This is a genomic window from Nocardia sp. 852002-51101_SCH5132738, assembly GCF_001665695.1.
Lineage (GTDB): Bacteria > Actinomycetota > Actinomycetes > Mycobacteriales > Mycobacteriaceae > Nocardia > Nocardia nova.
The window spans coordinates 1-25,633 of sequence record NZ_LZML01000214.1; the positions used below are offsets into that span (position 1 = coordinate 1).

At 68.1% G+C, this 25,633-nt stretch carries 23 protein-coding genes; 14 read left to right on the top strand and 9 right to left on the bottom strand.

What is annotated here, in order from left to right:
- The 5 genes from A5789_RS34015 to A5789_RS34035 form a co-directional block, all read right to left on the bottom strand.
- Positions 1-1,019: serine/threonine-protein kinase (locus tag A5789_RS34015; RefSeq protein WP_231956674.1), on the bottom strand; the 1,019-nt coding region annotated here is incomplete at its 3' end.
- A 76-nt stretch (positions 1,020-1,095) separates the two neighbouring features.
- The gene (locus A5789_RS34020; RefSeq protein ID WP_063012584.1) at positions 1,096-2,340 is read right to left on the bottom strand and encodes a hypothetical protein; all 1,245 of its coding nucleotides are present in this window, start codon (positions 2,338-2,340) and stop codon (positions 1,096-1,098) included.
- On the bottom strand, positions 2,337-3,545 hold the full coding sequence (locus A5789_RS34025) for a hypothetical protein (RefSeq protein WP_064904502.1): 1,209 nt from the start codon (positions 3,543-3,545) through the stop codon (positions 2,337-2,339). Before A5789_RS34025 ends, A5789_RS34020 begins: the two co-directional genes overlap by 4 nt.
- Positions 3,546-3,684: 139 nt before the next feature.
- The gene (locus tag A5789_RS34030) at positions 3,685-5,103 is read right to left on the bottom strand and encodes a type VII secretion-associated protein (protein WP_064904505.1); all 1,419 of its coding nucleotides are present in this window, start codon (positions 5,101-5,103) and stop codon (positions 3,685-3,687) included.
- Between the two features lie 75 nt (positions 5,104-5,178).
- Positions 5,179-6,378: a hypothetical protein gene (locus A5789_RS34035; protein ID WP_063012590.1), complete on the bottom strand. Its 1,200-nt coding sequence runs from the start codon at positions 6,376-6,378 to the stop codon at positions 5,179-5,181.
- Positions 6,379-6,531: 153 nt separating this feature from the next.
- On the opposite strand from A5789_RS34035, the gene A5789_RS34040 reads away from it, so the two are divergent.
- A complete protein-coding gene (locus A5789_RS34040; protein WP_063012592.1) occupies positions 6,532-7,830 on the top strand; it encodes an FHA domain-containing protein in 1,299 nt (432 codons plus the stop codon).
- Positions 7,831-7,865: 35 nt separating this feature from the next.
- On the opposite strand, the gene A5789_RS34045 is transcribed toward A5789_RS34040, so the two are convergent.
- Entirely contained in the window at positions 7,866-9,311 is a 1,446-nt protein-coding gene (locus tag A5789_RS34045; RefSeq protein WP_064904508.1) for a hypothetical protein, read from the bottom strand.
- A 111-nt stretch (positions 9,312-9,422) separates the two neighbouring features.
- Between A5789_RS34045 and A5789_RS34050 the strand changes: the two genes are divergently transcribed.
- The 8 genes from A5789_RS34050 (at position 9,423) to A5789_RS34085 (ending at position 19,676) form a co-directional block, all read left to right on the top strand.
- Positions 9,423-12,074 (top strand): FHA domain-containing protein, encoded by a 2,652-nt coding sequence (locus tag A5789_RS34050; RefSeq protein WP_064904511.1) that lies wholly within the window; start codon positions 9,423-9,425, stop codon positions 12,072-12,074.
- Positions 12,075-12,159: 85 nt separating this feature from the next.
- Positions 12,160-13,908: a hypothetical protein gene (locus A5789_RS38170; RefSeq protein ID WP_227462914.1), complete on the top strand. Its 1,749-nt coding sequence runs from the start codon at positions 12,160-12,162 to the stop codon at positions 13,906-13,908.
- 177 nt (positions 13,909-14,085) lie between these two features.
- Positions 14,086-14,529, top strand: a complete 444-nt coding sequence (gene rplM, locus A5789_RS34060) for a 50S ribosomal protein L13 (protein WP_030513473.1) — start codon at positions 14,086-14,088, stop codon at positions 14,527-14,529.
- On the top strand, positions 14,526-15,038 hold the full coding sequence (gene rpsI / locus A5789_RS34065; RefSeq protein WP_030513474.1) for a 30S ribosomal protein S9: 513 nt from the start codon (positions 14,526-14,528) through the stop codon (positions 15,036-15,038). The genes rplM and rpsI overlap by 4 nt, the downstream gene beginning before the upstream one ends.
- A gap of 205 nt (positions 15,039-15,243) precedes the next feature.
- Positions 15,244-16,611: a phosphoglucosamine mutase gene (gene glmM / locus A5789_RS34070; RefSeq protein ID WP_064904517.1), complete on the top strand. Its 1,368-nt coding sequence runs from the start codon at positions 15,244-15,246 to the stop codon at positions 16,609-16,611.
- A gap of 302 nt (positions 16,612-16,913) precedes the next feature.
- Positions 16,914-17,321 (top strand): hypothetical protein, encoded by a 408-nt coding sequence (locus A5789_RS34075; protein WP_227462913.1) that lies wholly within the window; start codon positions 16,914-16,916, stop codon positions 17,319-17,321.
- On the top strand, positions 17,318-18,682 hold the full coding sequence (locus A5789_RS34080) for a hypothetical protein (RefSeq protein WP_064904520.1): 1,365 nt from the start codon (positions 17,318-17,320) through the stop codon (positions 18,680-18,682). The genes A5789_RS34075 and A5789_RS34080 overlap by 4 nt, the downstream gene beginning before the upstream one ends.
- The gene (locus A5789_RS34085; RefSeq protein ID WP_063012604.1) at positions 18,669-19,676 is read left to right on the top strand and encodes a hypothetical protein; all 1,008 of its coding nucleotides are present in this window, start codon (positions 18,669-18,671) and stop codon (positions 19,674-19,676) included. Before A5789_RS34080 ends, A5789_RS34085 begins: the two co-directional genes overlap by 14 nt.
- Before the next feature lie 14 nt (positions 19,677-19,690).
- Here the strand turns inward: A5789_RS34085 and A5789_RS34090 are convergent, their stop codons facing one another.
- Positions 19,691-20,125 carry a hypothetical protein gene (locus A5789_RS34090; protein WP_174554959.1) on the bottom strand — a complete coding sequence of 145 codons (435 nt, stop codon included), beginning with the start codon at positions 20,123-20,125 and terminating at the stop codon, positions 19,691-19,693.
- A gap of 59 nt (positions 20,126-20,184) precedes the next feature.
- Positions 20,185-21,846 (bottom strand): ABC-F family ATP-binding cassette domain-containing protein, encoded by a 1,662-nt coding sequence (locus A5789_RS34095; protein WP_064904533.1) that lies wholly within the window; start codon positions 21,844-21,846, stop codon positions 20,185-20,187.
- Positions 21,847-21,993: 147 nt separating this feature from the next.
- Between A5789_RS34095 and A5789_RS34100 the strand changes: the two genes are divergently transcribed.
- The 5 genes from A5789_RS34100 to A5789_RS34120 all read left to right on the top strand — a co-directional run bounded on the left by A5789_RS34100 (position 21,994) and on the right by A5789_RS34120 (position 25,187).
- On the top strand, positions 21,994-22,185 hold the full coding sequence (locus tag A5789_RS34100; RefSeq protein WP_030513481.1) for a PspC domain-containing protein: 192 nt from the start codon (positions 21,994-21,996) through the stop codon (positions 22,183-22,185).
- A gap of 154 nt (positions 22,186-22,339) precedes the next feature.
- Complete coding sequence (locus tag A5789_RS34105) at positions 22,340-22,648, top strand: DUF6802 family protein (protein ID WP_030513482.1); 309 nt, start codon at positions 22,340-22,342, stop codon at positions 22,646-22,648.
- A gap of 123 nt (positions 22,649-22,771) precedes the next feature.
- A complete protein-coding gene (locus A5789_RS34110) occupies positions 22,772-23,122 on the top strand; it encodes a hypothetical protein (RefSeq protein WP_063012605.1) in 351 nt (116 codons plus the stop codon).
- Positions 23,123-23,162: 40 nt separating this feature from the next.
- Positions 23,163-24,827, top strand: coding sequence for a hypothetical protein (locus A5789_RS34115; protein WP_063012607.1), 1,665 nt, complete (start codon positions 23,163-23,165; stop codon positions 24,825-24,827).
- 33 nt (positions 24,828-24,860) lie between these two features.
- Entirely contained in the window at positions 24,861-25,187 is a 327-nt protein-coding gene (locus tag A5789_RS34120; protein WP_064904522.1) for a hypothetical protein, read from the top strand.
- Positions 25,188-25,225: 38 nt separating this feature from the next.
- Here A5789_RS34120 and A5789_RS34125 read toward each other — a convergent pair whose 3' ends face one another.
- Positions 25,226-25,612 (bottom strand): hypothetical protein, encoded by a 387-nt coding sequence (locus A5789_RS34125; protein ID WP_064904524.1) that lies wholly within the window; start codon positions 25,610-25,612, stop codon positions 25,226-25,228.
- Between the last annotated feature and the right edge of the window lie 21 nt (positions 25,613-25,633).

A 25,633-nucleotide genomic window follows, 5' to 3' on the forward strand; every position in this document is an offset into this window, starting at 1 on the left:
GGTGCGTCGGGCGAGTTCGAGGGCGAGGGGTTCGGCATTCGCCCGTAGTGACGGGTCGAGGGCCGAGAGTTGGTCGGCGACGATCTCGATGCGGGACAACCGGATGTGGCCGTCGAGGAAGGCGAGCGTGGTGTGGGGTAGGTCGGGGAGGTGGTGGTGCGGATCGGGCTGTGGCCGGGGGTGAGGGCGTTCGCGGCGGCGTCGGTGAGTTCGCGGCAGCTGCTGAAGCGGTCGGCGGGATTCTTCGCCAGGGCGCGCGCGAAGACGTGGTCGATCGCCGGTGGTAGCCCGGAATTGACGGCGGTGGCGCGAGGCGGCGGCTCGTAGAGGTGCCCCATCATGACCATCGCGGGTTGGGTTGCGGGATACGGGTTCTGGCCGGTGATGAGCTTGTAGAGCGCGCAACCCAGGCTGTAGATGTCGGCTCGGCTGTCGACCGCCATGCCTTGGAGTTGTTCCGGCGGCGCATAGGCGATCGTCGCGACGAAGCTGCCGGTCTGGGTGAGTTCGGTGGCGTCGTCGGCGGATTTGGCGACACCGAAATCGGTGAGCAGGACGCGTTCCTCGTCATCGTCCTCGGGGGTCGACAGCAGGAAGTTCGCGGGTTTGACGTCGCGGTGCAGGAGTCCGCGGCGGTGCGCGTAGTCCAGGCCCTTACCGACCTCGGTGACGATGCGCAGGGCGCGCAGCGGAGTCATCGAATGCGGGTCGCGGGCCAGTTCGGCCGAGGCGTCGGTGCCGTCGACGTACTGCATGGCGATCCACAACTGGCCGTGCTCTTCACCGCGGTTGTAGACCGAGACGATATTCGGATGATCCAGGCCGGCAGCGAGATTGGCCTCGCGTTCGAATCTGCCCCGGAATTCGTGGTTGGACGACAGTTCACCGCTGAGCACCTTGATGGCGTCCATGCGGGGGAGGCTCGGATGTTTGGCGAGATACACCGTGCCCATCCCACCGGCGCCCAGCTGGCGAACGATCCGATACCCACCGACGATGGTGCCGGGACTCATCACCATCAGTAACAAACTCCTGGTAGTTCGGCGGGCCGCGTATCGTCGCGGAGCTTACTGGACTTCGAGGTGGGCGGTCGAGTCACGGCTGCCACTGGCTGTTGGCGAACAGGGCGTACTGCGCGGCCGCGCGTTGATGCACGTCGACCAGCTGATTCGAGGTCACATAGCCGACGTAGTTGCGGTAGGCGACGATGCAGGTATAGCGCTTCAGCCCGCCGTCGGCGTTCTTCGTACCGTTCTCTACGCATGCCGAATCCGTGAGCTGGGGAACCGGATCGACGGCCGGGCCGCCGCCCTGGAAGATGATGCGATCGGTGACAGCCTTCTTCGCCGATGCGCCGTCGGCGGCGCGCACCACCAGAGCGTCGGAGGTTTTGGCGAATTCGTCGGCCTTCAGGGCGGCGACGCTCTGCGCGGCGGCCTTTCGATCGGACATGTAGTGCAGGATTCCGTGCGGACCGAATACGCCGTTGTCGTCGCCGTATTGGGGACGCCCCGACTGGCCGGTATTGAGCGCCCGGCTGAGCAGGTAGTCCGGATCCCAGGGAAGTTTGACCGTGTCCTCGTCGGAAATCGGCGGCAGCCGGTCCAGCAGGGGGAATTCGACGTCCAGGGCCTTCTCGGTGAGCGAGGTGAGGCTGTTCAGGTTCGGTGTCGGAGTGAGGGCCAGTACCGACACCACATAGGAGCCGTGCGCGAGGAAGGAGCGGATCGACGGTGTTCCGGGGAGCCAATGGGCGTGCGCATCAGGATATTTCGCGAGTGGCACCGGCTGGTTCTGGTCTTTGTAGGCGTTGAAATCGGCGTTGTAGAAATCGGTGGCGGCCCGGGTGGCGCTTGCGGCGTCGTCGAACTGCATGACCGACAGTGCGAGCACCGTGGAATAGGGCTTCTCGGGTTTCGGCCAGCCGGCGAAACCCCAGCCCGCGTCCTTGTCGCTGGCCGCCGTCGAGAATCCGTACACCATGTGGTCGCGCTTGGCGACGGCCTCCATATCGTTCTCGTTGCCGAGCGCATCGGGCAGGACGCCGGCGGAGAAGCTGCCCGCCTTCTCGCGTTTCGTCAGCGACGGGTCGACCTGGTCCGCGGTTACCACGTACTCGGCGAGGCGCATGCCGGCGGCCTCGGGTGCGTTGACGAAGCCCGGCCGATAGTCCACGTGGATATCGAGCGGCCGCACATCGTAGTTGCCGACATCGAGCTTCCGGACATCTATTTCCGACGGACCGGCCCAGCCGCCGACGGTCGCGCCGCACCCGGTCGCCGCCAGAACTCCGCCGAGGCAGGCCGCGGCGGCCGCCGCCCGGACGAATCGTGTGGTCATTTCGGATCCGCCTTCACCAGGATGGTGTACTGGGCCGAAATGCGTTGCTGCGCATCCAGTAACTGCTCGCCCCAGGCCAGCGAGGCGTATCGGCCGTAGTACACCGAGCAGTAGAAGCGGACGGCCAACATCTCCTTGCCGTTGTATTCCCGGCATTTCGCGACCGGAAGATTCCGCGGGGACGCCGCCTGCTTGAAATGTTTTTCCGCTCCGCCCAATTCGTCGCGAATATCCGCGGCGGCCACGGCATCGCGGGCTCGGTACAGTTCGTTGCCGTAATCGGCGAAGCGGTCGACGCCGTCGCGGTCGTACCACGCCCGGGACTCGCCCGGATCGCTACTGAAGTGCAGCCCGGCATGTCCGAGGTAGACACCGGGCGGGTTGAGCCATTCGCCGGTCGCCTCCTTCGGCCGGATCATGGTCCGGCCGAGCATCCCGTCGATGTCGATCGGGTGGTCCATCAGTTTGTCCGGGGGTGTCGGCTGAAACTTCGCGAGCGCGGGCGCGACGGTGTCGAGACTTTTCTGCACACGCGAGACGAGCGCCGGGAGATCGACCTTGTTGAACCAGTTCTTGGCCTGGTCGTAGACCGCGGTGAAGACGACCAGCCGACCCGCCGGATACCAGTTGCTGATCGCCTGTTTGGTCGGCACCCAATGTGCATGCGCCAGCGGATAATTGGGGATGGCGACCGCTTGGGTCTGCGGGTCCCGGCCGAAATCGCGCCGCTCCAGGGCCACGGCGACCTCGGTCGCGCGCTGCTCGGTCGGGAAGATCATGGCCGCGTTGACCAGCTCGCTTCCCAGGTTGTCCGGGTCGTCGCGGCCGTAGGACGCGAAGCCGCCGATCAGGTCCGGGGCGTCTTCGGCGAAGTTGCCCAGGTCGGTGAAGTCCTTCATCACCGACGTCTTCGGATCGAGGAAGACCAGGGTGTCGAGTTTGCCGGTGTGGGTGAAGGCCGGATCGATATCCATCGGCAGCGGCATCGCGCTGCCGAGTCGCTCCGCCTCGAAGAATGCGGCCTGACCCGGATTGGCGGGCTTGCCCATATCGCGCGGTGTGGCGTCGTACGGTCCCACGTCGAGACCGCTGAGATCGACGGTCGGTTCGGCGGCCGGAGGGGGAGCCGGATCGGAGCCGCATCCCGTCGCGGCCAGCGCCAGCGCGGCCACGGCAGCGGCCAGCACACGCACGGAATTTCGCATAGTCCCCTCCCACAGGCTCCACGCCGGTGAACACAGGTGCCTGCTCGGCCGACGCTGCGAAGAAGATAGCACCCGTCTCCGACGGGTGCCCTTCACCGGCGGCGGCACCCGATGTGCGGGCGTCGCTGTGGGCGGGGTGTCAGGCCCCCGTCCGCAGATCGCCGACGAACTTCTCGCACACTGCGGCCATGGGCTGCCAGTCGCCGGCAGGATATTGGCAGCCGACGCTGACCTGCAGGCCCGAATCCACCAGCACCTGCCAGCGCACCGTGGTGCCGTCGCCGGGAGTTTCCTCGTAGGACAGCCCGGGGCGGCCGCCGAAGATCACGTTGCGCTGCAGCGGCCCGACCGTGCCGGCCGGTCGTTTGGCGATCTGGGTTTCGAGCGTGGCGGCGACGTCCTCGATGCCGGAGCCCGCGGCGAGATCCTTCTGGACCAGCGAAATACGTTCCCGCGCACCGTCGTTCGGGGAGAGGTCGACCCGGGCGCCGGAGCGATTGGTGATATGCCAGCCCGCCGGGACCACCGCCTCGACCCGCCCGAAGGACTCCGCGGGCGGTGCCGCCGCCGCGGTCGGTGAGGCGACGGGGGACGGGTGCGTACCGGTGGATTCGGCCGTCTGCGACTCGCCGCCGGATCGGGTCAGCACCACGGCGGCCGCCACCGCGGCGACGATCACCGCGAACACAGCGGCGCCGATGAAGAGGGGAGTGCGGCGCTTCGGTGGCGGCGCGGTCGCGGCCGCATGCTCGTGCAGCGAGCCGACCCACGGTGTCTGCGGGGCGAACTGCGCGGGGCGAGTCGCGGGGGACACCGCGGGCCCGCCCCGGACCAGATCCACACCGGACATCCCGCGCAGGTCGACACCGAAGCCGTAGCGCCGGGACAGTTCCGCGCGCATCGCGTCGAGCAGTGCGGGTTCGGCGGCGCCGACGACCACGAGATAGCTGGGTTTGCGGCCGCCGAGCAGTCGATCGACGACATCGACGACGGCCTCCACGCCGCGTCCCTCGGCCAGGTCCGCGGAGCCGATCGTCGGCTCGTATTCGCAGGCCTCGATCCAGGTCTCGGTGCCCGAACGGCCGGTGAGGGTGACGGTCGTGGTGAGCGTATTCAGTTCCACCACCGCGATGCGCTGCTGCTGCGAGGTGCTCGCGGACAGTCCGGCCACCCGCAATGCCAGCGGTTCGACGCTGATCTCGCCGGCCAGACGGCGGGCGCCGGCCTCGAGCGCGGCGCGGCGGCGCGTGCCCCACTCCGACGGGCTCACCACCGTGAGCCGCTCACACGCGCTGGGCAGCCGCAGATTCGTCAGCACCGCGCCGAAGATCGCGGCGAAGGCGTCGGCGACGGTCGGCAGCATCGGGACGAAGGCGATGCGGTCCGCTGCGGCCAGCCGTACCACCGAGACGGCGGGGGAGGGCGGTTGAAGTGGTTCTCCCACAACGAGACTCGCGCCGTCGCTGGCGGGGACCACCGAGGGAGCGCCGTCCCAATGAGTGGATTCGCTGCGCGCCCACAATCGGCTGTCGGTCAGTATCAGATCGACCGTGGACATCAGCTCCCCCTTCCAGGCTGGGTCTCGCGGCATAGTACTCCAGCACGGTGACGCTCCCGCGCCGCCCGGGCTCGGTCAGAAGTTGTTGGCCAGCAACGCATACGCCGCGTCGACCCGCTGATCTATATCCTCGCGGCTGTTGGCGTTGACGACCTCCACGTATCGCCGGTAGGGCACGTAGCAGCGGAAACGGCTGTCCTTCTGGGGATCTCCCGAACTGTTGAGCGTCAGGCATTTGGCCCCGGGCACCGTCTCGGGCGCGTCGGCCGGCTCGTACTGCTCACCGGAACCGGAGATCAGCCCTTTGATCATGCGCGCCCCCGCATCGGCGTCGCGGACGCGCAACACCGAGCTGTTGTCGGCGACGGCGATGGCATCCATGCCGGTGTCGTCGACGAGGCGCTGGCGTGTGGTCTCGTCGGAGGAGATGTGGACGAATGCCGATGCGGCATAGACCGCGAAGCGATCGGCATCGGGTGTGCGGTTCGAGCGGTCGCGCACGACGGCGCGGGCGAGCAGGCCGTCCGGATCCACCGGCAGCGCGTCGAGGCCGCCGGCCGCCGTCGCCTGGAAGTGATCGAGTGCCGGCACCTCGGCGTCGAGCGTCTTCTGGACCCAGGCCAGCAGGTCGGCCTCCTCGGAGCGAGGCCGCTCGATGAACAGCGAGATCACGAACTGTTTGTAGGCCATGAAGGTGCCGATGGTGGGGATCCCGGGACGGTAGTGGATATAGGCATCCGGGTATTTCGGCTGTGCGAGTTTGCGATTGAGGTCGGGTGCCACACCGAAGTCGACATCCTCGAGTTCGCGCGCGGCCTGCCGGGCAGCGGACTCGTCCGGGAAACGCAGCACCAGATCGGTGACCGAGGTCGCCGCTGCCGCGCTGTCCAGCGAGCCCGGCTTGTCGGAACCCGCCGCGACATAGGCGACGATCATCTTGTTGCGGTCGAGCACCGGTTTGGAGACCGCGGCCAGCAGGCGACGGGTGGCCTCGGTGCTGTCGGCGACGACTCGCCCGCCGGCGCCGACCGTCAGCGACGGGTCGATGCGAACGGCCGGGACCACGGCCTGCGACATCCGCATCCCCTCCGCCAGCGCGCCCTTGCTGCCCGCGGTGGCGTCGTAGCTGTGGCGGTCGACCGGGTACGGACCGACGTCGAGCGTGCGGACATCCAGTTCGGCGGCGGTCGGGGTTCCCTGCACGCCGCAACCGGTCAGCGCGGCAAGCAGTGCGGCGCAGGTGAAAACAAGAGATCTGCGAATCGTCCGGCCCATGGACCGCCCCCTTCTCCCGGTGCTCTCTCCCGGTTCTCCGACATCGAAATTACCGGACCGGACCCGACAGCGGGGACTCATGGACAACGATTGCCTTAACCTTGTCCGTGTGTTGACCGCTGCGCTGATCTCGCTCGGAGGCCGATTCCGTTGATGGATCGGCAGGTCGAGGTTGTCGCCGGTAACCATGTCGTCGTGCGTGTCGCGGGGGCCGTCGTGGTCGTCGCGCATCGTGGTCGCGGCCGGGTTCACCCCGACGCACCGGCGATGCGGGCCGCCGAGGCGCTGGCGCAGTTGGTGTCCGAGGCGTCCGAGCATGCCCCACAAGGACCCGGGCGGATCATCGCGCGCGAGGCTACCCGCTGGCTGATGCAGGAGGCCGAACAGGTCGACGGCAGCCCGGTCGACCTCGGAATTCTGTCCGGCTCGGATACCGGTGGAGTGGCGATCTTCCTGCACGGCTCGGTCACCGCGGTACTCGCGGGCGCCCGGGGTGTCGAGTACTACCGCGGCGTGGATGCCGCCTTCACCGTCGACCGGTTCACCGAACCGCCGGCCCGCGCGGCGGCGCTGTTCATCGACGACGAGCACGGCCGGATTCCGGAACTGCCCGAACGTGGCATCGGCTCCCTGGTGGAGGGCGTGGCAGCCGCCGCGGGTGCGGTGGTCTGGTTCGAGGGCGAGCGGACCCGCGCGCGTGATCGTGTCGCCCGTCCCGCCGCCGGTGCACACCATCGCGCCGAGCCCTCGCCCACGTCGCAATTGGACGCGCAGCGGCCCGAACCGCAACTGCCCCCACCCCCGACCCGACCGGATCGGACGCCGGAAGCCGATGCGCGGCAAGGGATATCGCGTCCCGAACCGGCGGAGGATCCTCGGCTGGCCGAAACCCGGTTGCGCGGTACGAATCCCGCCCCCGGTCCCGATCCCGAACTGGAACGTCGAATGGAGGCGACCGCCCGCGCGACCTCGCTGGCCGTGCGGGTGATGGGATTCACCTGCGCTCGGGCTCATCCCAGCGATCCGCGCTCGGCGTTCTGCACGGTCTGCGGAATGCCGGTCGACCAGACGCAGCAACCGGTCGAGGTCGTCCGGCCGCCGCTGGGCATGCTCGTACTCGACGACGGTATGACCTATCTGCTGGCGGCCGACGCCGTGATCGGACGGGACCCGGAGAACTCCGAGGCCGCCCAGCGCGGTCTGGTGCCGGTCAAAATCGAGGACTCCTCCGGCGGAATGTCGCGGGCCCACGCCGAAATCCGGCTGATGAACTGGGATATCACCGTCGTGGATCGGGGCTCCACCAACGGCACCCGGGCCCGGCCGGCCGGATATCGCGATTGGATTCGGCTGCAACCGAATCAGCCGATGGTGCTGGCCCACGGCTCGGAGATCCAGCTCGGCAACCGCGTACTGCGATTGGAGCCGGCCGCGCCCCCGCCGTTCGGCTGAGCGACCGTAGCGACGCGGCCGGGGGAGGCAGCGCGTCAGGAGTAGCGCGCCTCGCAGATCTCCTGTGTGCCCAGCACACCGGCCCGGAATGCGTCCACCCGGGAAAAGCCACTCGGCACGGTCTTGCCCTCCACATCGCTGGCCGCCAGCCCATCGCTGAGCAGTCCCGAAACCGCCTTGTCGAGATCGCCGGGAGACAGCGCGATATCGCCCTGGCCGGCATCGCGACGTGGATCGGCGAGCTTCGCGGTGATCACGCCCGACAGACAGGCGGCCCGCAGACCGGTCTTCGCTCCGGTCAACTGCTGGTGCGCACTGCGCTGCACCGCGAGCGCGTAGCGGGAGACGAACACGACGTAGGCGTTGTAGTCGCCGCCGACGCGAGTCGGAAAGCCGTCCTGCTCATCGGTATCCGCCGCGCCGCGCTGTGCGAGGGCCGGAATGTCGGTGCCGATCGTATTCGTCGCGGGGCAGTAGGTGACGGGCACGGTGTCGGCGCCGTTGCTGCAGTGCATGAGGGCGCCGTGATAGTCGTAGGTCGGCTCGGACGGGATCGGCATGATCGCCGCCATCGCCTTGCTCAACTCCTTGAGACTGTCCTTGGTGATCGCCAGTTCGCCGCGATTGACGTCGTCGCCGAAGGACTGCGGCAGATTCTTGCGGCGGCGATCGATGTCCTTCATATCGATCGCCTTGCAGCCCTTGGGGCCGTCGGTGAAACCGATCTGCACCGCGGTCACCCGCTCGAAGGCCGAGCCGTGCACCGATTCCGGATCCTCGGGATTGGCGTCGCGGATGGCGACCGTCGCGGCCAGCACGTTGTTGAGGCCGTCGGAGGTGTTGATCGTGAAATGCGCGGCCTTGTCCTCGGCGACGTGACGCATGAACGCGCCGGCGAAACAGTCGGCCTGCTGCTCCTTCACGATGACCGGATCCTTCGCGGTGACGATGCGCGACATCGTCTGGATGGCGTGGCCGTATTCGTGCGCGAGCACCATCACCACGGCCATCTTCCCGAAGCTGTCCTGCATCATGGGCAGCAGTACGCCGCGATCCCAGCCGACGGAATTGTCCAGCCGGCAGTAGGCCGCGTTGACCAGGTGATAGGTCGTGTCCTTGCAGAACTGTGTCTCCTGCGAGCGCGGCGCCTTCGCGCTCCAGGAATACAACTTGGTGACGGGGGTGAAGTCGCCGTCGAACTCGTTGTGATACTCACCGCGCCAATAACTTTGGATATCGTCGATGGCGTTGAGCGCCAACGTGTCGACCGCGCCCTTGTCACCGCCCGTCGCGGTCAGCGGGGAATCGGGAACACCGGAACGAGGACCGCTGGGGCCGCTGGTGGTGGGCAGTCCGGCGACCTGGAACGGGTCGTCGTAGATGGATACGGCGTGCCCACCGGTCGTCATGGTGCACCCGGCCAGTAGACCGACCGCCAGCACCAGTACGGCGAGGGTCGCCGTCACCGGGCGTTTCGCCATCTCCCCATCCCTCCCCGGGCCGGTAGTCGCTGCGTCACCTGCGCCGCCCCCGGCGATCGGGGGCACGTTCGAGCCCCACCGATGTCACGGCCATCGCATATTATCCGGCTCATGTCATTACCGGGGGCGCAGAAGATCACCGTGCGCCATGAGGGAACCGATCGGATCTTCGAAAACACTCAGCAGGTGACCCTGGGCCGCGCGCCCGAGGTGACGGTGTTCGTCGACAGTCCGCTGGTCTCTCGTGTGCACGCGACACTTGGCTGGCAGGGGGGCGCCTGGGTGCTCGCCGACAACGGCAGTACCAACGGGGTTTTCGTGGACGCCCAGCGGATCACGCGTCCCGTCCCGGTGGATCGGCCGATGCTGGTCCGGCTCGGCGACGCGATCACGGGCCCGCTGGTTCATCTGCTGCCGGAGGCGCAATTCCGGCCGCCCGCACCGCCCACCCGGGCGCAGTCGCCGGGCCGTGCGCCGAATCCGCCTGTCCGGGACGCGGGGCCGCGTGGCAGCGGCCCGCACGGTGGTACTCAGCACGGTGGTAATCAGCACGGTGGGGGTCAGCACGGTGGGGGTCAGCAGCAGCGGCGGCAACCGTCCCATCCCACACCGCAATCCGGGCAGATGCGCCGGCCGGCTGCACCGCAGCCGCCCTCGCGGCCCGCGCAACGGCCGAATCAACGTCCGTCTCAACCGATTCCGGCAGCCCACGGCTCCGGCGGTGTGCCGAACGTCAATATGACCACCAAGGCCGACACCTCGGCACTGCCGCCGGTGCGTGCGCGGGCCTCGACCGCGCCGATCGCGCGGGCCGACCGCATTCCGGCCGGCGGCCTGACCATCGGCCGCACCAGCGACAACCAGATCGTCGTCAACGATCCGCTGGCTTCGCGGCGGCACGCCCGCCTGGTCAAGAGCGGCGAGGGCCTCGTCCTCGAGGATGTGGGCTCGGCCAACGGCACCTTCGTCAACGGCCGCCGCGAGCAGCGGGTGGCGCTGCGCGAACGCGATATCGTCACCATCGGCAACGTGGACTTCGTCGTGCAGGAAGGCACGCTGAAACACCGCAAGAAGCCGGTCACCGAACAGGGATTGAGCGTGCACGGCGTCGGTTTCGTCGTCGAGGGCAACAAGCAGCTGCTCGTGGACGTCAACATGCAGGCCGGTCGCGGCACCCTGACCGCGCTCATCGGACCCTCGGGCGCCGGTAAGTCGACACTGTCGAAACTCATTGCGGGAACGACACATCCGTCGGCCGGTGTGGTCACCTTCGAGGGCCGCAATCTGCACGCCGAATACGAGGCCATGCGCAGTCGTATCGGCATGGTCCCGCAGGACGATGTGCTGCACCGCCAGCTGACCGTGCGCCAGGCACTCGGATTCGCCGCCGAACTGCGGCTGCCGCCGGACTCCTCGAAGGCCGATCGGCAGCAGGTCATCGACGGCGTGCTGAAGGAACTGTCGCTGACCGAACATGCCGATACCCGCGTCGACCGGCTCTCCGGCGGTCAGCGCAAGCGCGCCTCCGTGGCGCTGGAACTGCTGACCGGCCCGGCCCTGCTGCTGCTCGACGAACCCACCTCCGGCCTGGACCCGGCGCTGGACCGGCAGGTCATGACCATGCTGCGTGAACTGGCCGACGCCGGGCGCACCGTCATCGTGGTCACCCACTCGGTGGCCTGCCTGGACATGTGCGATCAGGTGCTGCTGCTGGCGCCCGGCGGCAAGACCGCGTTCTGCGGACATCCGGCCGGGGTCGGCGACTTTCTCGGGACCAGCGATTGGGCGGAGATCTTCGCGCGGGTCGCCGCCGAACCGGATCGCGCCTTCGCGAACTACCGGTCCCGGCAGGCGGCGCTGCCACCGCCACCGCCGGCCGTGCCCCGCGGCGTGATGGGGCAGCCGCCGAAATCCAGTGGCTGGAAACAACTGTCGACACTGTCGCGGCGGCAGGTCCGGCTGATCCTCGCCGACCGCGGCTACCTGGCCTTCCTGGTGGTCCTCCCGTTCGTGCTGGGTGTGCTGTGCCTGGTCGTGCCGGGTAAGAACGGTTTCGCGGCCGCCCCACCGATTCTCGGCCCGGACGGCCAGTTGCATCCGCAGCTCACCGGAGGAAGTGAGTCCCAGCAGCTGCTGGTCGTGCTCATCCTCGGCGCGTGCTTCATGGGGTCGACGCTGACCGTCCGCGACTTGGTCGGAGAACGCCCGATCTTCCTGCGGGAGCGAGCCGTCGGCCTGCTGCCCTCGGCATATCTGCTGGCGAAGGTGATGGTCTTCGGTGTCGCGGCGCTGCTGCAGTCCGCGGTGCTGGTGGCCATCGTGCTGGCCGGGAAGAATCCGCCCGGGAAGGGGGCGCTCATCCCGTCCGGCGGTATCGAGTTGTACGTCGATATCGCGCTGACGGCGGTGACGTGTGTGGTCGTCGGATTGTTGTTGTCGACCTTGGCCAAGTCGAACGAACAGGTCATGCCGTTGCTGGTGGTCATGATCATGTGTCAGCTGGTGATGGCCGGCGGCATGATTCCGGTGACCGATCGCGTGGTGCTGGAACAGCTTTCGTACGTCTTCCCGTCGCGCTGGGGATTCGCCGGCGGCGCCTCGACCATCGATCTGCGGACCCTGTTCGTCAACGCCCAGCCCGATGCGATCTGGCAGCACAAACCCGGTTTCTGGTTCCTCGACGCCGGCATGTTGATCGTGCTCACCGCGGCGCTGTCCACGCTGACGTGGTGGCGTCTGCGGCTGAAGAAGTCGGCCGCGTGAACGGGTCCGGAAACGAGCGTCGACAAGGGATGTCCGCACTAATCGGCCCTGCCCCGAGCGTGCCGACGCGACAGCAGGCACACTTATGCATGTGACGGCTCGAGTTGGGGCGATACATCTCGGATGGGATGTGGTGTCCGTGGCCGCCGGTGGCGGTGGGATACCGATCCGCCCGGTCCAGGTGGAAGGCACATATACGCCGCCTGCGTATTTGCTGGCGGACAAGTCCGGGCGACTGCACACCGCGGGCGTGGACCGGCAGCGGCCCGATCTGGGCATCGCGGTCTCCGACGTGCGTGACATCCTCGGGCATCAGCAGATCCGCATCGCCGGGGCGACCTGGCCGGCGGAGCTGGTGTTCCGTGCCCGGCTCTACAACCCGCTCGCCGCGATCGGCTCCCGGTTGCGGGGCAAGCCCGACGTGGTGGCGTTGCCGTTTCCGGACGACTGGGCCGACGAGAAGGTCGAGGAGTACTGCCGTCTGATCGAGCAGATGGACGTCGTCACCGACCCACTGCCCGAATCCGTGGCGCTGTCCGGTTATGTGCGGGCCCTGGGCCTGGTACAGCCGCCCGCGCGCGGCCGCCGCGGCGTCGGCGCGACCGGCGTCTATTCCGACGGCCGGGTGTGCCTGGTGGTGGCCGTCGACGGGGACGACGAGCAGCCCACCGAATCGGTCGGGGTCCCGATCACCCCGGATTCGATGCGGGACGCGCATTCGGCGGACAACGTCGTCATCGAGGTGATGGCCGCGGCCCGTTCGATCGGCGCCGACACCTCGACGGTGCTGCTCACCGGCAATGTGTGTTTCAACGACGCGTTGCGGCTGGCGTTCCAGAACCATCTGGGCAACCGGTTGCGGGTCGCCGATCATCCGATGCACGCCCTGGTGCTGGGTGCTGCGCATCTGCTGGTCACCGACAGCGAATACGCCGAGGCGGAGCAGGGGCCGGGTCCGGCGGTGCCGAATCAGCCGAACCCGGCGGTGCCGAATCAGCCGGGTCCGCCGCGACCCGGCCCGATGCAGGCGGCGTCGAATCAGGGCAGCCCGAATCGCGGTGTGCCGCAACCGGATTCCCGGGCCGAGAACGCGGGCCGGCATGCGGGGCTGCCGGATCCGGCCCGCCCGCCCGCCGAACCGCACCATCGTCCGGAGCCGCCGAATCCGCAGGGCCTCGCCCAGGGCCGGCACGCGGCGCGTGATGCCGGGCCCGGATCGGGCCCGCAGCCTCTTCCGGCCGGTGAGCCGACCACCCGGATGACCCGGGAGGCCGGCCAGGTGGAAAGCAGGTTCACCCGCCCCCCGGCCGGCCCGGTCGATGATCAGCGGACCACCGAATCCGGTGGTCGGTCATCGGCCGGGGAACAACCGGACCACGAGGAACACGCCCACAAGGGCAAGTTGTGGAGCAAGGTCAAGGACAATCTGTTCGGCGCCCCGACGATCGTCGGAGCGGTAGCGCTGGCGGCGCTCGCGATCCACGCCGACGGTGAACCGGATCACATGGCGCGGCCGCTTCCCGACCACATCTCGGCGGCGGTATCCGGAGCCTCCGATGCGCGTCCCGGCGGCGCGGCGGCCGTCGATGCGCGATCGTCGGCCGGAATCGGCGCGGAATCCGACTTCGGCTCGTGGCCGGCCGTGGACAAGGTCTCACGCGCGCCCGAGCCCAGCCCGGCCTGTTCGGTCACGCCGAACGCCGTCGAGCGCCCGGGCCCGGGTATGCGGACGGTCGCCGACCATCCCTGCGCGCATCTGGCGGTCGACAATCTGCACTACGTCGTTCCGACCTTCCCCGGTGTGTTCGACTCGGGACCGCCCATTCACATCTGACGAGTCCGGACGCGATTTCGGGACCTCGAACCGACCCTGGTATCGTCGTCGTTCGGCGTGCGGTACGTCGCGGATTCGTCCGTGCCGTCCCACGAGCCCCCGGGTCTCCACCGGCCGCCGGGATCACTCGACCGTTCGCCTGGCTGGCAGAACATCAACGACAGACAGGGAAGCACTGTGCCTACGTACAGCCCGAAGGCGGGTGACGTGACCCGGCAGTGGTACGTCATCGACGCCACTGACGTAGTGCTCGGCCGCCTTGCCGTGCAGGCAGCGAATCTGCTGCGTGGCAAGAACAAGCCGACCTACGCCCCCAACGTCGATGGTGGCGACTTCGTCATCATCATCAACGCCGACAAGGTTGCCGTCTCCGGCAACAAGCGTGAGGACAAGCTCCTCTACACCCACTCCGGGCACCCCGGTGGCCTGAAGTCCCGGTCTGTCGGGCAGCTGCTCGACACCCGGCCGGAGCGCGTCGTGGAGCGTGCCGTCAAGGGCATGATCCCGAAGAACAAGCTGGGCAACCAGATCGCGCGCAAGTTGAAGGTCTACGGTGGCCCGTCGCATCCGCACGCGGCCCAGCAGCCCGTTCCGTTCGAGATCAAGCAGGTGGCCCAGTGACCGCTCCTGAGGAATTCAACGAGGAATACGTCGAAGACGCCGCCGTGGAGGTCGTCGACGAGGGTGCCGGCTACGACGCCGAGTACACCGAGTCCGAGGGCTTCGCCGCGCCGGTCGTCATCGACCGCCCGGTGCAGACCGTCGGCCGCCGCAAGGAGGCCGTGGTCCGGGTTCGCCTGGTCCCGGGTTCCGGCCAGTTCGTGCTCAACGGCCGCACCATCGAGGACTACTTCCCGAACAAGGTGCACCAGCAGCTGGTGAAGTCCCCGCTGGTCACCGTCGAGCGCACCGAAACCTTCGATGTGCACGCTCGCCTGGTCGGCGGCGGCCCGTCGGGTCAGGCCGGCGCGCTGCGCCTCGCCATCGCCCGTGCGCTGATCGAGGTCACCCCGGACGACCGTCCCGCCCTGAAGCGAGCCGGCTTCCTGACGCGTGACCCGCGTGCCACCGAGCGTAAGAAGTACGGCCTCAAGAAGGCCCGCAAGGCTCCGCAGTACTCGAAGCGCTGATCTTGCAGCGCGCGGCCGCTCCCACTCGCACCCACACGGTGTGCCGGTGGGAGCACGGCCGACGCGACCCCGTACGAGAGCAGGCGCCCACTCCTGGGCGCCTGCTCTCGTGCTGTATCGATCGACGGTAGGCCGGGGCGGGCAGCCTGCGTCCGCAACGCAGGGTCTCCGCGCTCACCGCAATTCAACTCGAGGGGCGAGATAGATGGGGCGTTTGTTCGGTACCGACGGAGTCCGCGGCCTTGCCAACGACTCGCTGAGTCCGGAACTGGCACTGCAGATTTCGGCAGCCGCGGCACAGGTGCTGGGCCGGGGCAGAGCGCGCGCGGTGGCGGTGGTCGGCCGCGATCCACGCGCCAGCGGCGAGATGCTCGAGGCCGCGGTGACCGCCGGCCTGACCGCCGCCGGAATGAGTGTGCTCTCGGTCGGGGTCCTGCCGACCCCGGCGGTCGCGTATCTGACCGCCGCCTACGACGCCTGCCTGGGCGTCATGATCTCCGCCTCGCACAACGCCATGCCGGACAACGGCATCAAGATCTTCGCCGCGGGCGGGCACAAACTCGACGACGGCATCGAGGACAAGATCGAGGAACTGGTCCGCGCCAAGGGTTTCGTGCGTCCGACCGGTGCGGGCATCGGCCGGGTGCTCAGCCTCTCCGGCGTCGACGGTCGTGTCGAGGACCATTACAGCCTGGCCGGCACCCATGAGCGCTACGTCGAACATCTGGTGGAGGCCACCGGCCGCGATCTATCCGGCATCACCGTGGTCGTCGACTGCGCGCACGGCGCGGCCTCCGATGTGGGACCGGCCGCATACCGCGAGGCGGGCGCGCGCGTGGTCGCGATCAACGCCGAGCCGAACGGGCTCAACATCAACGAGCGGTGCGGATCCACGCATCTCGAGAACGTGCAGCGTGCGGTGCTCGAGCACGGCGCCGATCTGGGCCTGGCCCACGACGGCGACGCCGACCGCTGCCTCGCCGTCGATGCCTCCGGCACCGTGATCGACGGCGACGCGATCATGGCCATTCTCGCCCTGGCGATGCACGAATCGGGCGAGCTGGTCCAGGACACCCTGGTGGCGACCGTGATGAGCAATCTGGGTCTGCACATCGCGCTGCGCGATGCCGGAATCACCGTGCGCACCACCGCCGTCGGCGACCGCTACGTGCTGGAGGAGTTGCGCCGCGGTGGCTACAGCCTGGGTGGCGAGCAGTCCGGACATCTGGTCTTCCCGCGATACGGCACCACGGGTGACGGACTGCTGACAGGTCTGAAACTGATGGCGCGAATGGTGGAGACCGGGCGCAGCCTGGCCGATCTGGCGAGCGTGATGACGACCGTGCCGCAGGTGCTGGTCAATGTCCCCGTCGCCGACAAAGCCGCGGTCGCGGCCGCGCCGGAGGTTCGCGAGGCGGTCGCCGAGGCGGAGCGCGTCCTCGGCGACGACGGCCGAGTGCTATTGCGCCCGAGCGGGACCGAGCAGCTGATCCGGGTCATGGTCGAGGCGACCGATTCGCATCGCGCCAAACAACTCGCCGACGATCTCGCCAAGTGTGTCGCCGCGGTCTGACTTCGGCGGCCGCGCCGCGTGGCGCGACGGACGGGGTGCGTACGCCGCGTAGGGGTGCGGCTGTCTAGGCCGTTGCCGAGGGCCGGAGCCGCGGCCGCGATGGCCGCATTCGCGCGCGATCGGCGAATATCGCCTGGTCACAGTCGGTATCGATGGCCGGTCGCGGGTCCTCGCCACGTCGCGTGAAGGGCGTTGGCGCGCCGACGGTCCCGGCGATGGGGGCGCGACTGTCGGCTCCGGGAAGTATGGTGGGACGCACATCATGAGGCGACAGCGAAGCTTGATTTCCGTGAGGGGGAACAGTGGAACCGCTGAAGCTTGATCAGTCTCCGACGCTCGACGACTCCGCGAATCCGGCGCCGCCGCCGACCGCCACCGCACCTGCTCCGGATACGGTGATGCGGGTCGATCCCGCGGCGATGGCCGCGTATACGTCCATCGCGAATACCGTGTCCCAGCAGCTCGCTTCGGCGGCTTCCGTGGCGGCCGGCGCGGTCGACCCACAGCAGCTGGCGACCGACCTCGGGCTCGTGGGAGCGGATTTCGCCGCCAAATTCGCGGCCGCGGTGTCCGAACACGCACAGGCGCTGTCCACCGCGGGCAAATTGGTCTCGGCCTACGGGCGGGGTCTGAACACCTACACCGCGGGTGTGCAGGGTACCGACGAGGACTCGGCCGTCGCGATCACCCGGACGGAGCCGCGGTCATGAGGCGTCCGATCGGATTGCGGCGCCGGCCCACCGCCGCCCGCAACGACACCACGTCGCCCGCAACGTCATCCGATCCGTCCGTGGATCCGCCGATCGTCGCGACATTGGTCCAGCCGCTGCTGGAGCTGCGCGCCTCGCTGGGCACCGGTGTCGCGACACCTTCTTCGGCCATCACCGGTGCGCTGTCCAGCGCGTCCACACAGGCCGCCGACACCGAGGGACCACACCGCGACGGCGTCCACGCGCTGGAATCCACCTGGACGGGGCCGGGCTCCGACGCGGCCGTTCCGGCCCTGCGCACCACCCAAACTCAGATCGGTGACATCTCCGATCGGGGCCCGGCCTATCTGGGCGTACTGGCCGATGCCCACGCGACCAGCGCACGGGCGGCCGGCCGGATGGACCGGATCATCGCCGATTTCCGGCGCGACGCTCGAACCATCCTCGGCAACGCCACCGCCGCCCCGGATACCGATGCGGTGATCAACCGGGCCACCCAGGCGCTGCGCGATGCGATCACCACCGTCACCTCCGCGCGCACCGAAATGGACGATCACTCGCGCCGATTGGACGAGATGGGTCCGCTGACGGTCACCACGCCCGCCGGACTGAACTCCTCGCAGGCGTGGGGAGATACCCCCGATACTGTGCTGCCCAGCGCCTACGGCGCGATTCCGGGCCAATACGGCACGGTCCCAGCGCAATACGGGATGGCGCCCGGACAGCCGATCGATCCGGCTCAGCTCGCGCAGCTGCAACTGCAGCAGCTGCTCGTGCAGGCCGGTGTGCAGATCGGCACCTCGGCCATCAATGCCGGTGTGGATATCGGTACCCACCTGATCGACAAGATCGCCGAGGTGGGCACACACACCATCGACACGGTGGCCTCCTCGGTCGACCAGGCGATACCGCAGCTGATCAATCCGGACCACGCCACCGGCGACAAGACGAATCCGGCGGGTAATTCCGGAGATTCGGCGAAGCTGTTCGACTTCGGCCCCGGCAAGGCGACTCCCGGAACGACCGGGCCGGGCTCGATCATTCCGGGCGCCCCGGCGCCCGACAAGGCGCCGGCCGACAAGACCCCGGCCGACAAATCCGATCCGCCACCGCCGTCCATCATCCCGCCACCCGCGGACCCGGCACCGATGCCGAAACCACCGGCACCGGCCCCCGCTCCCGCGCCGGCTCCGGAGACGGCCCATCCGGGCGGCGTTGCCGGAGGTATGGCATTGCCGCCGCCGGCCGGTAGCGGACAGGACCACAAACCTCGCGACGGTCAGCTCGGTGTCACCGTGCCGGCGGCCGAGACAACGGTTCCCGCCGCCGTGATCGGCGACTTCGGCGATGACACGGTCTGAGCCGGACCCGCAGCAGGACAATCCCTTCGACCTCGGCCTGCCGATGGTCCGGACTCCCGTCGGTAAGCAGGGCCGCAAGCGACGGCCGGGCCGGCGGAACCCGAACCGAACGGCCGGGGCGACCTATCACGGCGCCGTGGCCGTGCCGCCGGCGCGGCCCGGTCCGGAGCCGGCGGTCTATCCGTCGGGTGAGTGGGAACAGTGGCTCGAACCCGCGCAGCGGACGATCCCCGACCCCGAGCCCGAGACGGAACCGGAACCGCGGCGCATCCCGGTCGGGGGGCCGTTGACCGATCCCGACCTGGTCGACAAATCGACGCTGGTTCCGCACATCGTCGACCGCTCGGGCGGTAACCCCGGTCCTGCGCTGCGACGTCCTCGCCCACGCCAGGCCGGGCCGCGCCGCGATCATCGGCGTGGTGAAAAATTGCTGGCCGCACTCACGTTGATCGGTGTGGGGATCGTCGTCGTCTCGGTGGTGCTGACCGTCATCCACACGGGGAAGCGGTCGCAACCGGCCGCGACGAAACCGCCGATGGTCGCGGCGGTGCCGGTGCCCACCTCGGCGAGCGTCACCCCGTCGCCGCCCTCGACCACGGCGGCGGCGACCTCGACGATCGCCACCGACGGCTGCGAGCAGCAGCGCACCGCGGAAGTGGTCTCCGGTACCGACCCCGGAGGCACCGCGAGCGGCCCGGACGCCATCCTGGCTTTCGAGCGGGCGTACTACGTCCAGCGGTCGGGGTATGCCGCGCGCGCCGTCGTCGCCGACGACTCGTCGGTGCCGCCGGCCGACCAGATTCAGCGCGGTATCAACCAGGTGCCGGTCGGCACCCGCTACTGCGTGCAGATCACCCGTACCGGCGACGAGGGGCAGTGGGAGGTCCGCCTCACCCAGCAGAAGCCGGACGAACAGCCGCATGCCTTCACCCAGATCATCAGCACCCGAGCGGAATCGGGCCGCACGCTGATCACCGGCATCGCGGCCGGCTGAACCACATCGAAGGTTCAGAACCGAGCGTGCACGAAGCCGGTGAAAGGCACGAGGAAGCCACCGATTTCGCAGACGATCAGCGCGTACATGGCCGATCGCAGCGGCAGCCCGATATCGCCGCGGAATTGATTCGTCGTGTCCCGCCGCAGCCCGTGCAGGCAGTACGAGGCGACCGCGCCGGCGAAGAAGCCGAGAACGACCAGCGCCGCAACGAGATTCACCGCCGTCGGCCAGTCCGACAGCTCCACGAAGACCGCGAGCAGTAGCGCGGCGAAGCTGTACATCAGGGCCGCGCGATGCGCGATATCGACGTAGGGGTGCGCATGCCCCTCCGGTGAGGTCCGCATCCCGTGGTACTTCCACACGCCCAGCAGCAGCGCCCAGACGAAGAGAAGGCCCGCGATCAGCAGGGTGATTCGGGTGTCGACACCGAGCTGTATCCGGTCCATCCGAATCTCCTGGGCGGTCGCGTGAGGCATCGCGATCGCAATGCCGAGCAGGTTCTGGTTCACCGGTCTTCGGTGAGTTGTCCGGCGGACATGTGCCAGCGCCGCGTCGCACGCACCGTATCGAGCATGCGGCGATCGTGGGTGACCAACAGCAGCGTGCCGTCGAAGGACTCGACGGCCTGCTCCAGCTGTTCGATCGCGGGCAGATCCAGATGGTTGGTCGGTTCGTCGAGGACGAGCAGATTGACCCCGCGTGCCTGTAGCAGCGCCAGCGCCGCGCGCGTGCGCTCACCCGGCGACAGAGTGTCGTTGGCGCGCCGCACGTGCGGGCCGCGGAGCCCGAATTTGGCCAGCAGCGTACGGATCTCCGCCTCCGGCCAGTCGGGTACCTCGGCGCCGAAAGTGTCGGCGAGCGTGGCCGTTCCACGGAACAGGCCACGCACCTGATCGACCTCACCGATCGCCACGCCCGAACCCAGCGACGCCGCCCCGGCATCCGGAGCCACCTTGCCCAGCAGCAGCGCCAGCAGTGTGGATTTGCCGGAACCGTTGGGACCGGTCAGGACGATCCGATCACCCCAGTCGACCTGCGTGGTGACCGGACCCAGAGCAAACTCACCGCGCGACACGACGGCGTCGGACAGCGTCGCCACCACCGAGCCGCTGCGCGGTGCGGATGCGATCGACATCCGCAGCTCCCACTCCTTGCGCGGCTCCTCCACGGCCTCGAGCCGTTCGATGCGGCGCTGGGTCTGGCGCACCTTCGAAGCCTGTTTCTCGGTGGATTCGGCCCGCATCTTGCGACCGGCCTTGTCGGAGTCCACCTTTCGCGGATCGCGAGCCTTCCGGCGCGCATTGCGTACGCCATGTTCGAGCCAGTTTCGTTGCATCACCTGCCGCGCTTCCAGCCCGGCCTTGGTATCGGCGTACTCCTCGTAGGCCTCCCGCGCGTGCCGGCGGGCGATCTCGCGTTCGGCCAGATACGAGTCGTAACCGCCGTCGTAACTGCCGACCTGCTGCTGGGCGAGATCGAGTTCGACGATCCGGTTGACGGTGCGAGCCAGGAACTCGCGATCGTGGCTGATCACCATCAACGGCGTTCGCACCCCGGTCACGAAATTCTCCAGCCGGGTCAGGCCCTCCAGGTCGAGATCGTTCGTAGGCTCGTCCAACAGCAGAATGTCGAAGCGCGACAACAGGACCGAGGCCAGTCCGGCCCGCGCCGCCTGCCCACCCGACAGCGCGGTCATGGGCGTGTCGAGGCCCTGCGGCAAACTTTCGGTGAGTCCCAACTCGGCGGCCACCTCGGCGGCTCGCGGCTCCAGGTCGGCACCGCCCAGTGCGAGCCAGCGGTCCAGGGCGGCCGAATAGTCCTCGGCGGCGGTCTCGTCGGTCGCCAGCTGTTCCGCCGCGGCGTCCATCGCCAGCTGCGCCGCCGCCACTCCGGTCCGGCGGGCCAGGAATTGGGCCACCGTCTCGTCGGCCAGGCGTTCCGGTTCCTGTGCGAGGTAGCCGATCGTCGCATCGGGCGGACTCAGCGTGATCCGGCCCGTCTGCGGCGTGCGAGCGGCCAGCATCCGCAACAGCGTCGACTTGCCCGCTCCGTTCACCCCCACCAGGCCGATCACATCACCGGGCGCCAGCACCAGATCCAGGTCCTCGAACAGCACCCGGTCTCCGTGCCCCGCCGACAGGCCGTGCGCATGCAGAGTCGTACTCACGCCCACGAGTCTGCCGGGTTCGGGGTACCACCCTGAGCCCGGGCCGTGGAAATCAGGGTCGGGATGGGTCTCGCGCCCGATGCGCGCGAGGGCGCCCGCACAGCACAGTGGAACCACCACGCACGACCGTGACAGAAGGAGAGCGTCATGACCGCCCCCACCCGCCGCCTCACCCGATCGAGCTCCGACAAGTGGATCGGCGGCGTCTGCGGTGGCCTCGCCGAATATTTCGGCTGGAACGCCAATCTGATCCGCCTGCTGTTCGTCCTGTCCTGCTTGCTGCCCGGCCCGCAGTTCATCGTCTACCTGGTGCTGTGGATCGTCATCCCGAAGCAGTAGCGGACGCGATGCGACGGTAGTTATCCACAGGCAAACCTGCGGCCCACCTCGGCGCCGGCAAGTTATCCACAACATGCCGGGCCGGGGATGCGCAGCGCCGCTTCCGGATGCCAGGATGGAACAAATTCCCGCACGTCCCTCGAGGAGCACATACATGATCCATTCGGGCGATCTGCCGGGCCTGGACCTGCCGGAAGTCGACGCACACTCCGACCTCGGCGGCATCGGCGCCGTGGAGCTGAACCACCCGTCCCAGGACATCGACGCGGACGGCATCCTGGACACCGAAACCTTCCACAGCGACCACTCGATGGAAGTCTGGTCCGATATGGACCACGACGGCTACGCCGACCACGTCAGCATCGTCGACGACGGCGGCGACTACTCCGCCTGGGAGTTCCACCACTATCCCGACGGCCGCACCGAGTGGGTCCAGGTGGACAAGGGCAAAATGGGCAAGTGAGCGGCGGGGCTTCGGTTTTCGACCGCCGGTACGTGATGGAACCGGCTGCTGTCCGAGCGCGTCCAAGAGAGTACGGGAAGGCTGTGGCGTCGGCCGCAGGTCAGCGAGGGAGGGGAGCTAACGATGGCTTCGGGTGGGCACGTCAAGGTGGACGTCGTGTCGCTTCAGCGGATGGCGACGAATCTCAAGGGCTCCGCGGGTGTACTCGACAACAAGACCACGGAGTTGACGTCGCATACCTTCGGGGGTCCGCAGGCCGGCCGTGACTACACTGCCGACGGTGTCAAGATCAACCACTCGCTGGGGCACCTGACCGCCTGGTTGAAGAATTGGCAAACCGCGATCGCGAAGATGGGGGAAACGATGAGCACCAGTGCCGACACCTACTCGACGGTCGATGACTCCAATGTCGAAAAGTTCAACGCGACGGGTGTGAATCTGAACCCGACAACGCCCGCCGCGGCGCGCGTCTGATGTGTTCCCGATGTCGTGCGCATCGTGTCCGTGGTGGTGAATGCTGGTGACTCTCAACGTTTCTACCGACGCCTCCGTGGATAAGATCCTGGACGAAGGTTGCACCGGGCTGATGTTCTTCCAGGAATATCTGCCCCGGTACGCGCAGGTCAACAAACTTCTCGGATTCGGCCGAGCAGAGATGCCGTCCTACGAATCCTTATGTGCCAAATACGATACCGAGCGAGGCATGGACCTTGCCGCCTTGGACGGTGTCGCACAGGATCTCAGCCGCGTGGTCGGCGAGGCCGATACCGAACTGGAACTTCAGAAGACGCAACTCGGCGCCGTCCAATCCATCTGGCAGGGCACTGCCGGAGATGACGCACATGCCCTGCTCGACCAGCAAGTCCGGCGTGCGCAGACGGACTACGACCAGGTCAAGCAGGTGTCGTTGGGCTTGGCGTTCGCGCCCGGCTCGTTGCGAAATGCGGTCTTGGGCAAGGCGGAAGCGGTAAAGAAGTATTGGAAGGACGACGGCCCGGACTTCGATGGCAGCGCGGGGCGGCAGAAGATCGACTGGATGATCATGGTGGCTGCCGAGTACAAGAACCCGGGTTCGTACGCGCCCGTGGTGTCGATGCAGATTGCCAAGCAGTACGGGCCCACGGCCACGGACTGGCTTCGAACGGTTTTCGTCAAGGGTGTGGAAGACACTGTCCAGTCTTTCAATGACCTTTGCGCGCGGACGAAATCAACGATCGAGCAGCTCTACGGCGGCATATCGGACGCCCTCGACCGATTGGATGTCTCGGCGTACCCGATGCCGGCAGGGACTCCGCAGCCGTCCCAGCCGAGCAACCCGGGGCCTTCTCCGAGCAATCCGGGACCGGCACCCGCCAATCCGGGCCCAGCTCCGGCGAATTCGGTCCCCAGTAATCAATCGACGCCGGGGAATACCGTCCCGTCGTCGGTCTCGCCGACGGTCACCTCCGGCCTCGACGGACTTGCGCAGATCAGTCAGGTGGCATCCCAGCTCTCTCCGGTGGTCAGCACGCTCGGGCAGTCGCTGACGCAGGGAGCGACAGCGTTGTCCACCGCGATCCAGCAAGGGTTCGACGGTGCCCTGCAGCAAGTGCAGTCGCTGTTGCAGCCGCATGACGCGAAGGGGGCCGCAGACGGTAAACCGAATGCCGAATTCGACATCGCCGGAAGACATCTGAAGTTCGAGATGGGTCCGAACGGTGAGCTGAAGGTCGTGATGTCCGACAGTTCGGGCGACGAGAAGACCTACAGCATGAAGCTGGACGAGCACGGCAACCCGGTGATCAACACCGAGGACAAGAAGCCGGGTGCGGAGGGGGACGCGGGGCACCCTGGCGACTCACCCGCAGGTGATGGTCAGCCCTTCGGCGAGGGGCAGCAACCCGGTGACGGCCGCAAGCCCGATGACACCGAGCAGAAGCAGGACAGCGGTGTCGGCAAGCCGGGCAACGATGATCAGGCACCTCCGCCACCGAAGCCGACCGACCAACAGCCACCCGCCGGAGGTGGTCAGTCGAGCGAAAACGGTGGTAGTCAAGCCAATCCGGTCAACCCGGCTACACCCCCGCCGCCTCGCCGTGACTCCGAAACCGATCACAAGCCGCCGGCCGTCCCGCCGCAGGGGCCGCCGCCCGATCCCAACGGCTCGGGCGCGGAACTGGCCGAGGCGGGCCCACTCTGACTCGTCCACCGCTGACCACCCGGGAGAATTGAGATGGACCTCGCCCGCCACCTCGAAGAGGTGATGTACGAACACAGCCGCTGGCTGCGCAACCACAACGAGGACTACGAGGAAGCTCAACGCCGACTCGCCGCCAATGGCGCACATCTCGCCGCGGAGATCGACCGAGGCGTCGCCGAAGCCGAACGCCTGGCCGCCGCCGAAGCCGAGGAGCGCGAGCGCCAAGAAGAAGAGGCCCGCGAGCAACGCGAAGCGATAGCCCGCGCCGCGGCCGCCCGGAAAGCCAACCAGGCCGTCGCCCCGATCGACGCCGAAGACGAGGACGACGCCTACTACCGCCGCAAGAGCTGGCTGGTCTGAACCGGCAGGCTTCCCTCGTCACGGCCGGGCCGAGTTGGTCACAGGCCGCTGTCCCGCTCCGCGGATCGGAGCATGCGCACAGCGACCGATAGCTCGGCAGGGCCCGGCTGCGCAGCTGCATAACCACATTCTCGAATGTGCGCCAGGAACGCAGGTTCCGGAACGACATCGTGTTCTCGCAGGTAGTACGCGACTGCGCGCGACCACATCCATGTGCCGTCGGTCGCGAAGGAGGCAGGCACGACCTTGCCTCTCGACGCATCAATCCTGTCGATCGTGCGCCCGCTCGTTCGCGCCGCGATCGTCCCACCAGAGAGGAATCGCAAGACAGCCTCACGTTCGGCGTCATCCAACGAAGGACGCTCGTGGGCTGGTGCGGGCATGCCTTCGGAATCGAACGCCCCGAACAACTCGGCAATCCTCACCGTTCCGCTCCCCCCTCGCCG

Bases quoted from the DNA above. Each gene is read 5' to 3' on its own strand.
- A5789_RS34120 (WP_064904522.1), top strand. From the start codon at position 24,861: ATGGACCTCGCCCGCCACCTCGAAGAGGTGATGTACGAACACAGCCGC.
- glmM (WP_064904517.1), top strand. From the start codon at position 15,244: ATGGGGCGTTTGTTCGGTACCGACGGAGTCCGCGGCCTTGCCAACGAC.
- A5789_RS38170 (WP_227462914.1), top strand. From the start codon at position 12,160: ATGCATGTGACGGCTCGAGTTGGGGCGATACATCTCGGATGGGATGTG.
- A5789_RS34080 (WP_064904520.1), top strand. From the start codon at position 17,318: ATGAGGCGTCCGATCGGATTGCGGCGCCGGCCCACCGCCGCCCGCAAC.
- A5789_RS34025 (WP_064904502.1), bottom strand. From the start codon at position 3,545: ATGCGAAATTCCGTGCGTGTGCTGGCCGCTGCCGTGGCCGCGCTGGCG.
- A5789_RS34115 (WP_063012607.1), top strand. From the start codon at position 23,163: ATGCTGGTGACTCTCAACGTTTCTACCGACGCCTCCGTGGATAAGATC.
- A5789_RS34040 (WP_063012592.1), top strand. From the start codon at position 6,532: ATGGATCGGCAGGTCGAGGTTGTCGCCGGTAACCATGTCGTCGTGCGT.
- A5789_RS34110 (WP_063012605.1), top strand. From the start codon at position 22,772: ATGGCTTCGGGTGGGCACGTCAAGGTGGACGTCGTGTCGCTTCAGCGG.
- A5789_RS34085 (WP_063012604.1), top strand. From the start codon at position 18,669: ATGACACGGTCTGAGCCGGACCCGCAGCAGGACAATCCCTTCGACCTC.
- A5789_RS34100 (WP_030513481.1), top strand. From the start codon at position 21,994: ATGACCGCCCCCACCCGCCGCCTCACCCGATCGAGCTCCGACAAGTGG.
- A5789_RS34105 (WP_030513482.1), top strand. From the start codon at position 22,340: ATGATCCATTCGGGCGATCTGCCGGGCCTGGACCTGCCGGAAGTCGAC.
- A5789_RS34090 (WP_174554959.1), bottom strand. From the start codon at position 20,125: ATGGACCGGATACAGCTCGGTGTCGACACCCGAATCACCCTGCTGATC.
- A5789_RS34035 (WP_063012590.1), bottom strand. From the start codon at position 6,378: ATGGGCCGGACGATTCGCAGATCTCTTGTTTTCACCTGCGCCGCACTG.
- A5789_RS34045 (WP_064904508.1), bottom strand. From the start codon at position 9,311: ATGGCGAAACGCCCGGTGACGGCGACCCTCGCCGTACTGGTGCTGGCG.
- A5789_RS34020 (WP_063012584.1), bottom strand. From the start codon at position 2,340: ATGACCACACGATTCGTCCGGGCGGCGGCCGCCGCGGCCTGCCTCGGC.
- A5789_RS34050 (WP_064904511.1), top strand. From the start codon at position 9,423: ATGTCATTACCGGGGGCGCAGAAGATCACCGTGCGCCATGAGGGAACC.
- A5789_RS34030 (WP_064904505.1), bottom strand. From the start codon at position 5,103: ATGTCCACGGTCGATCTGATACTGACCGACAGCCGATTGTGGGCGCGC.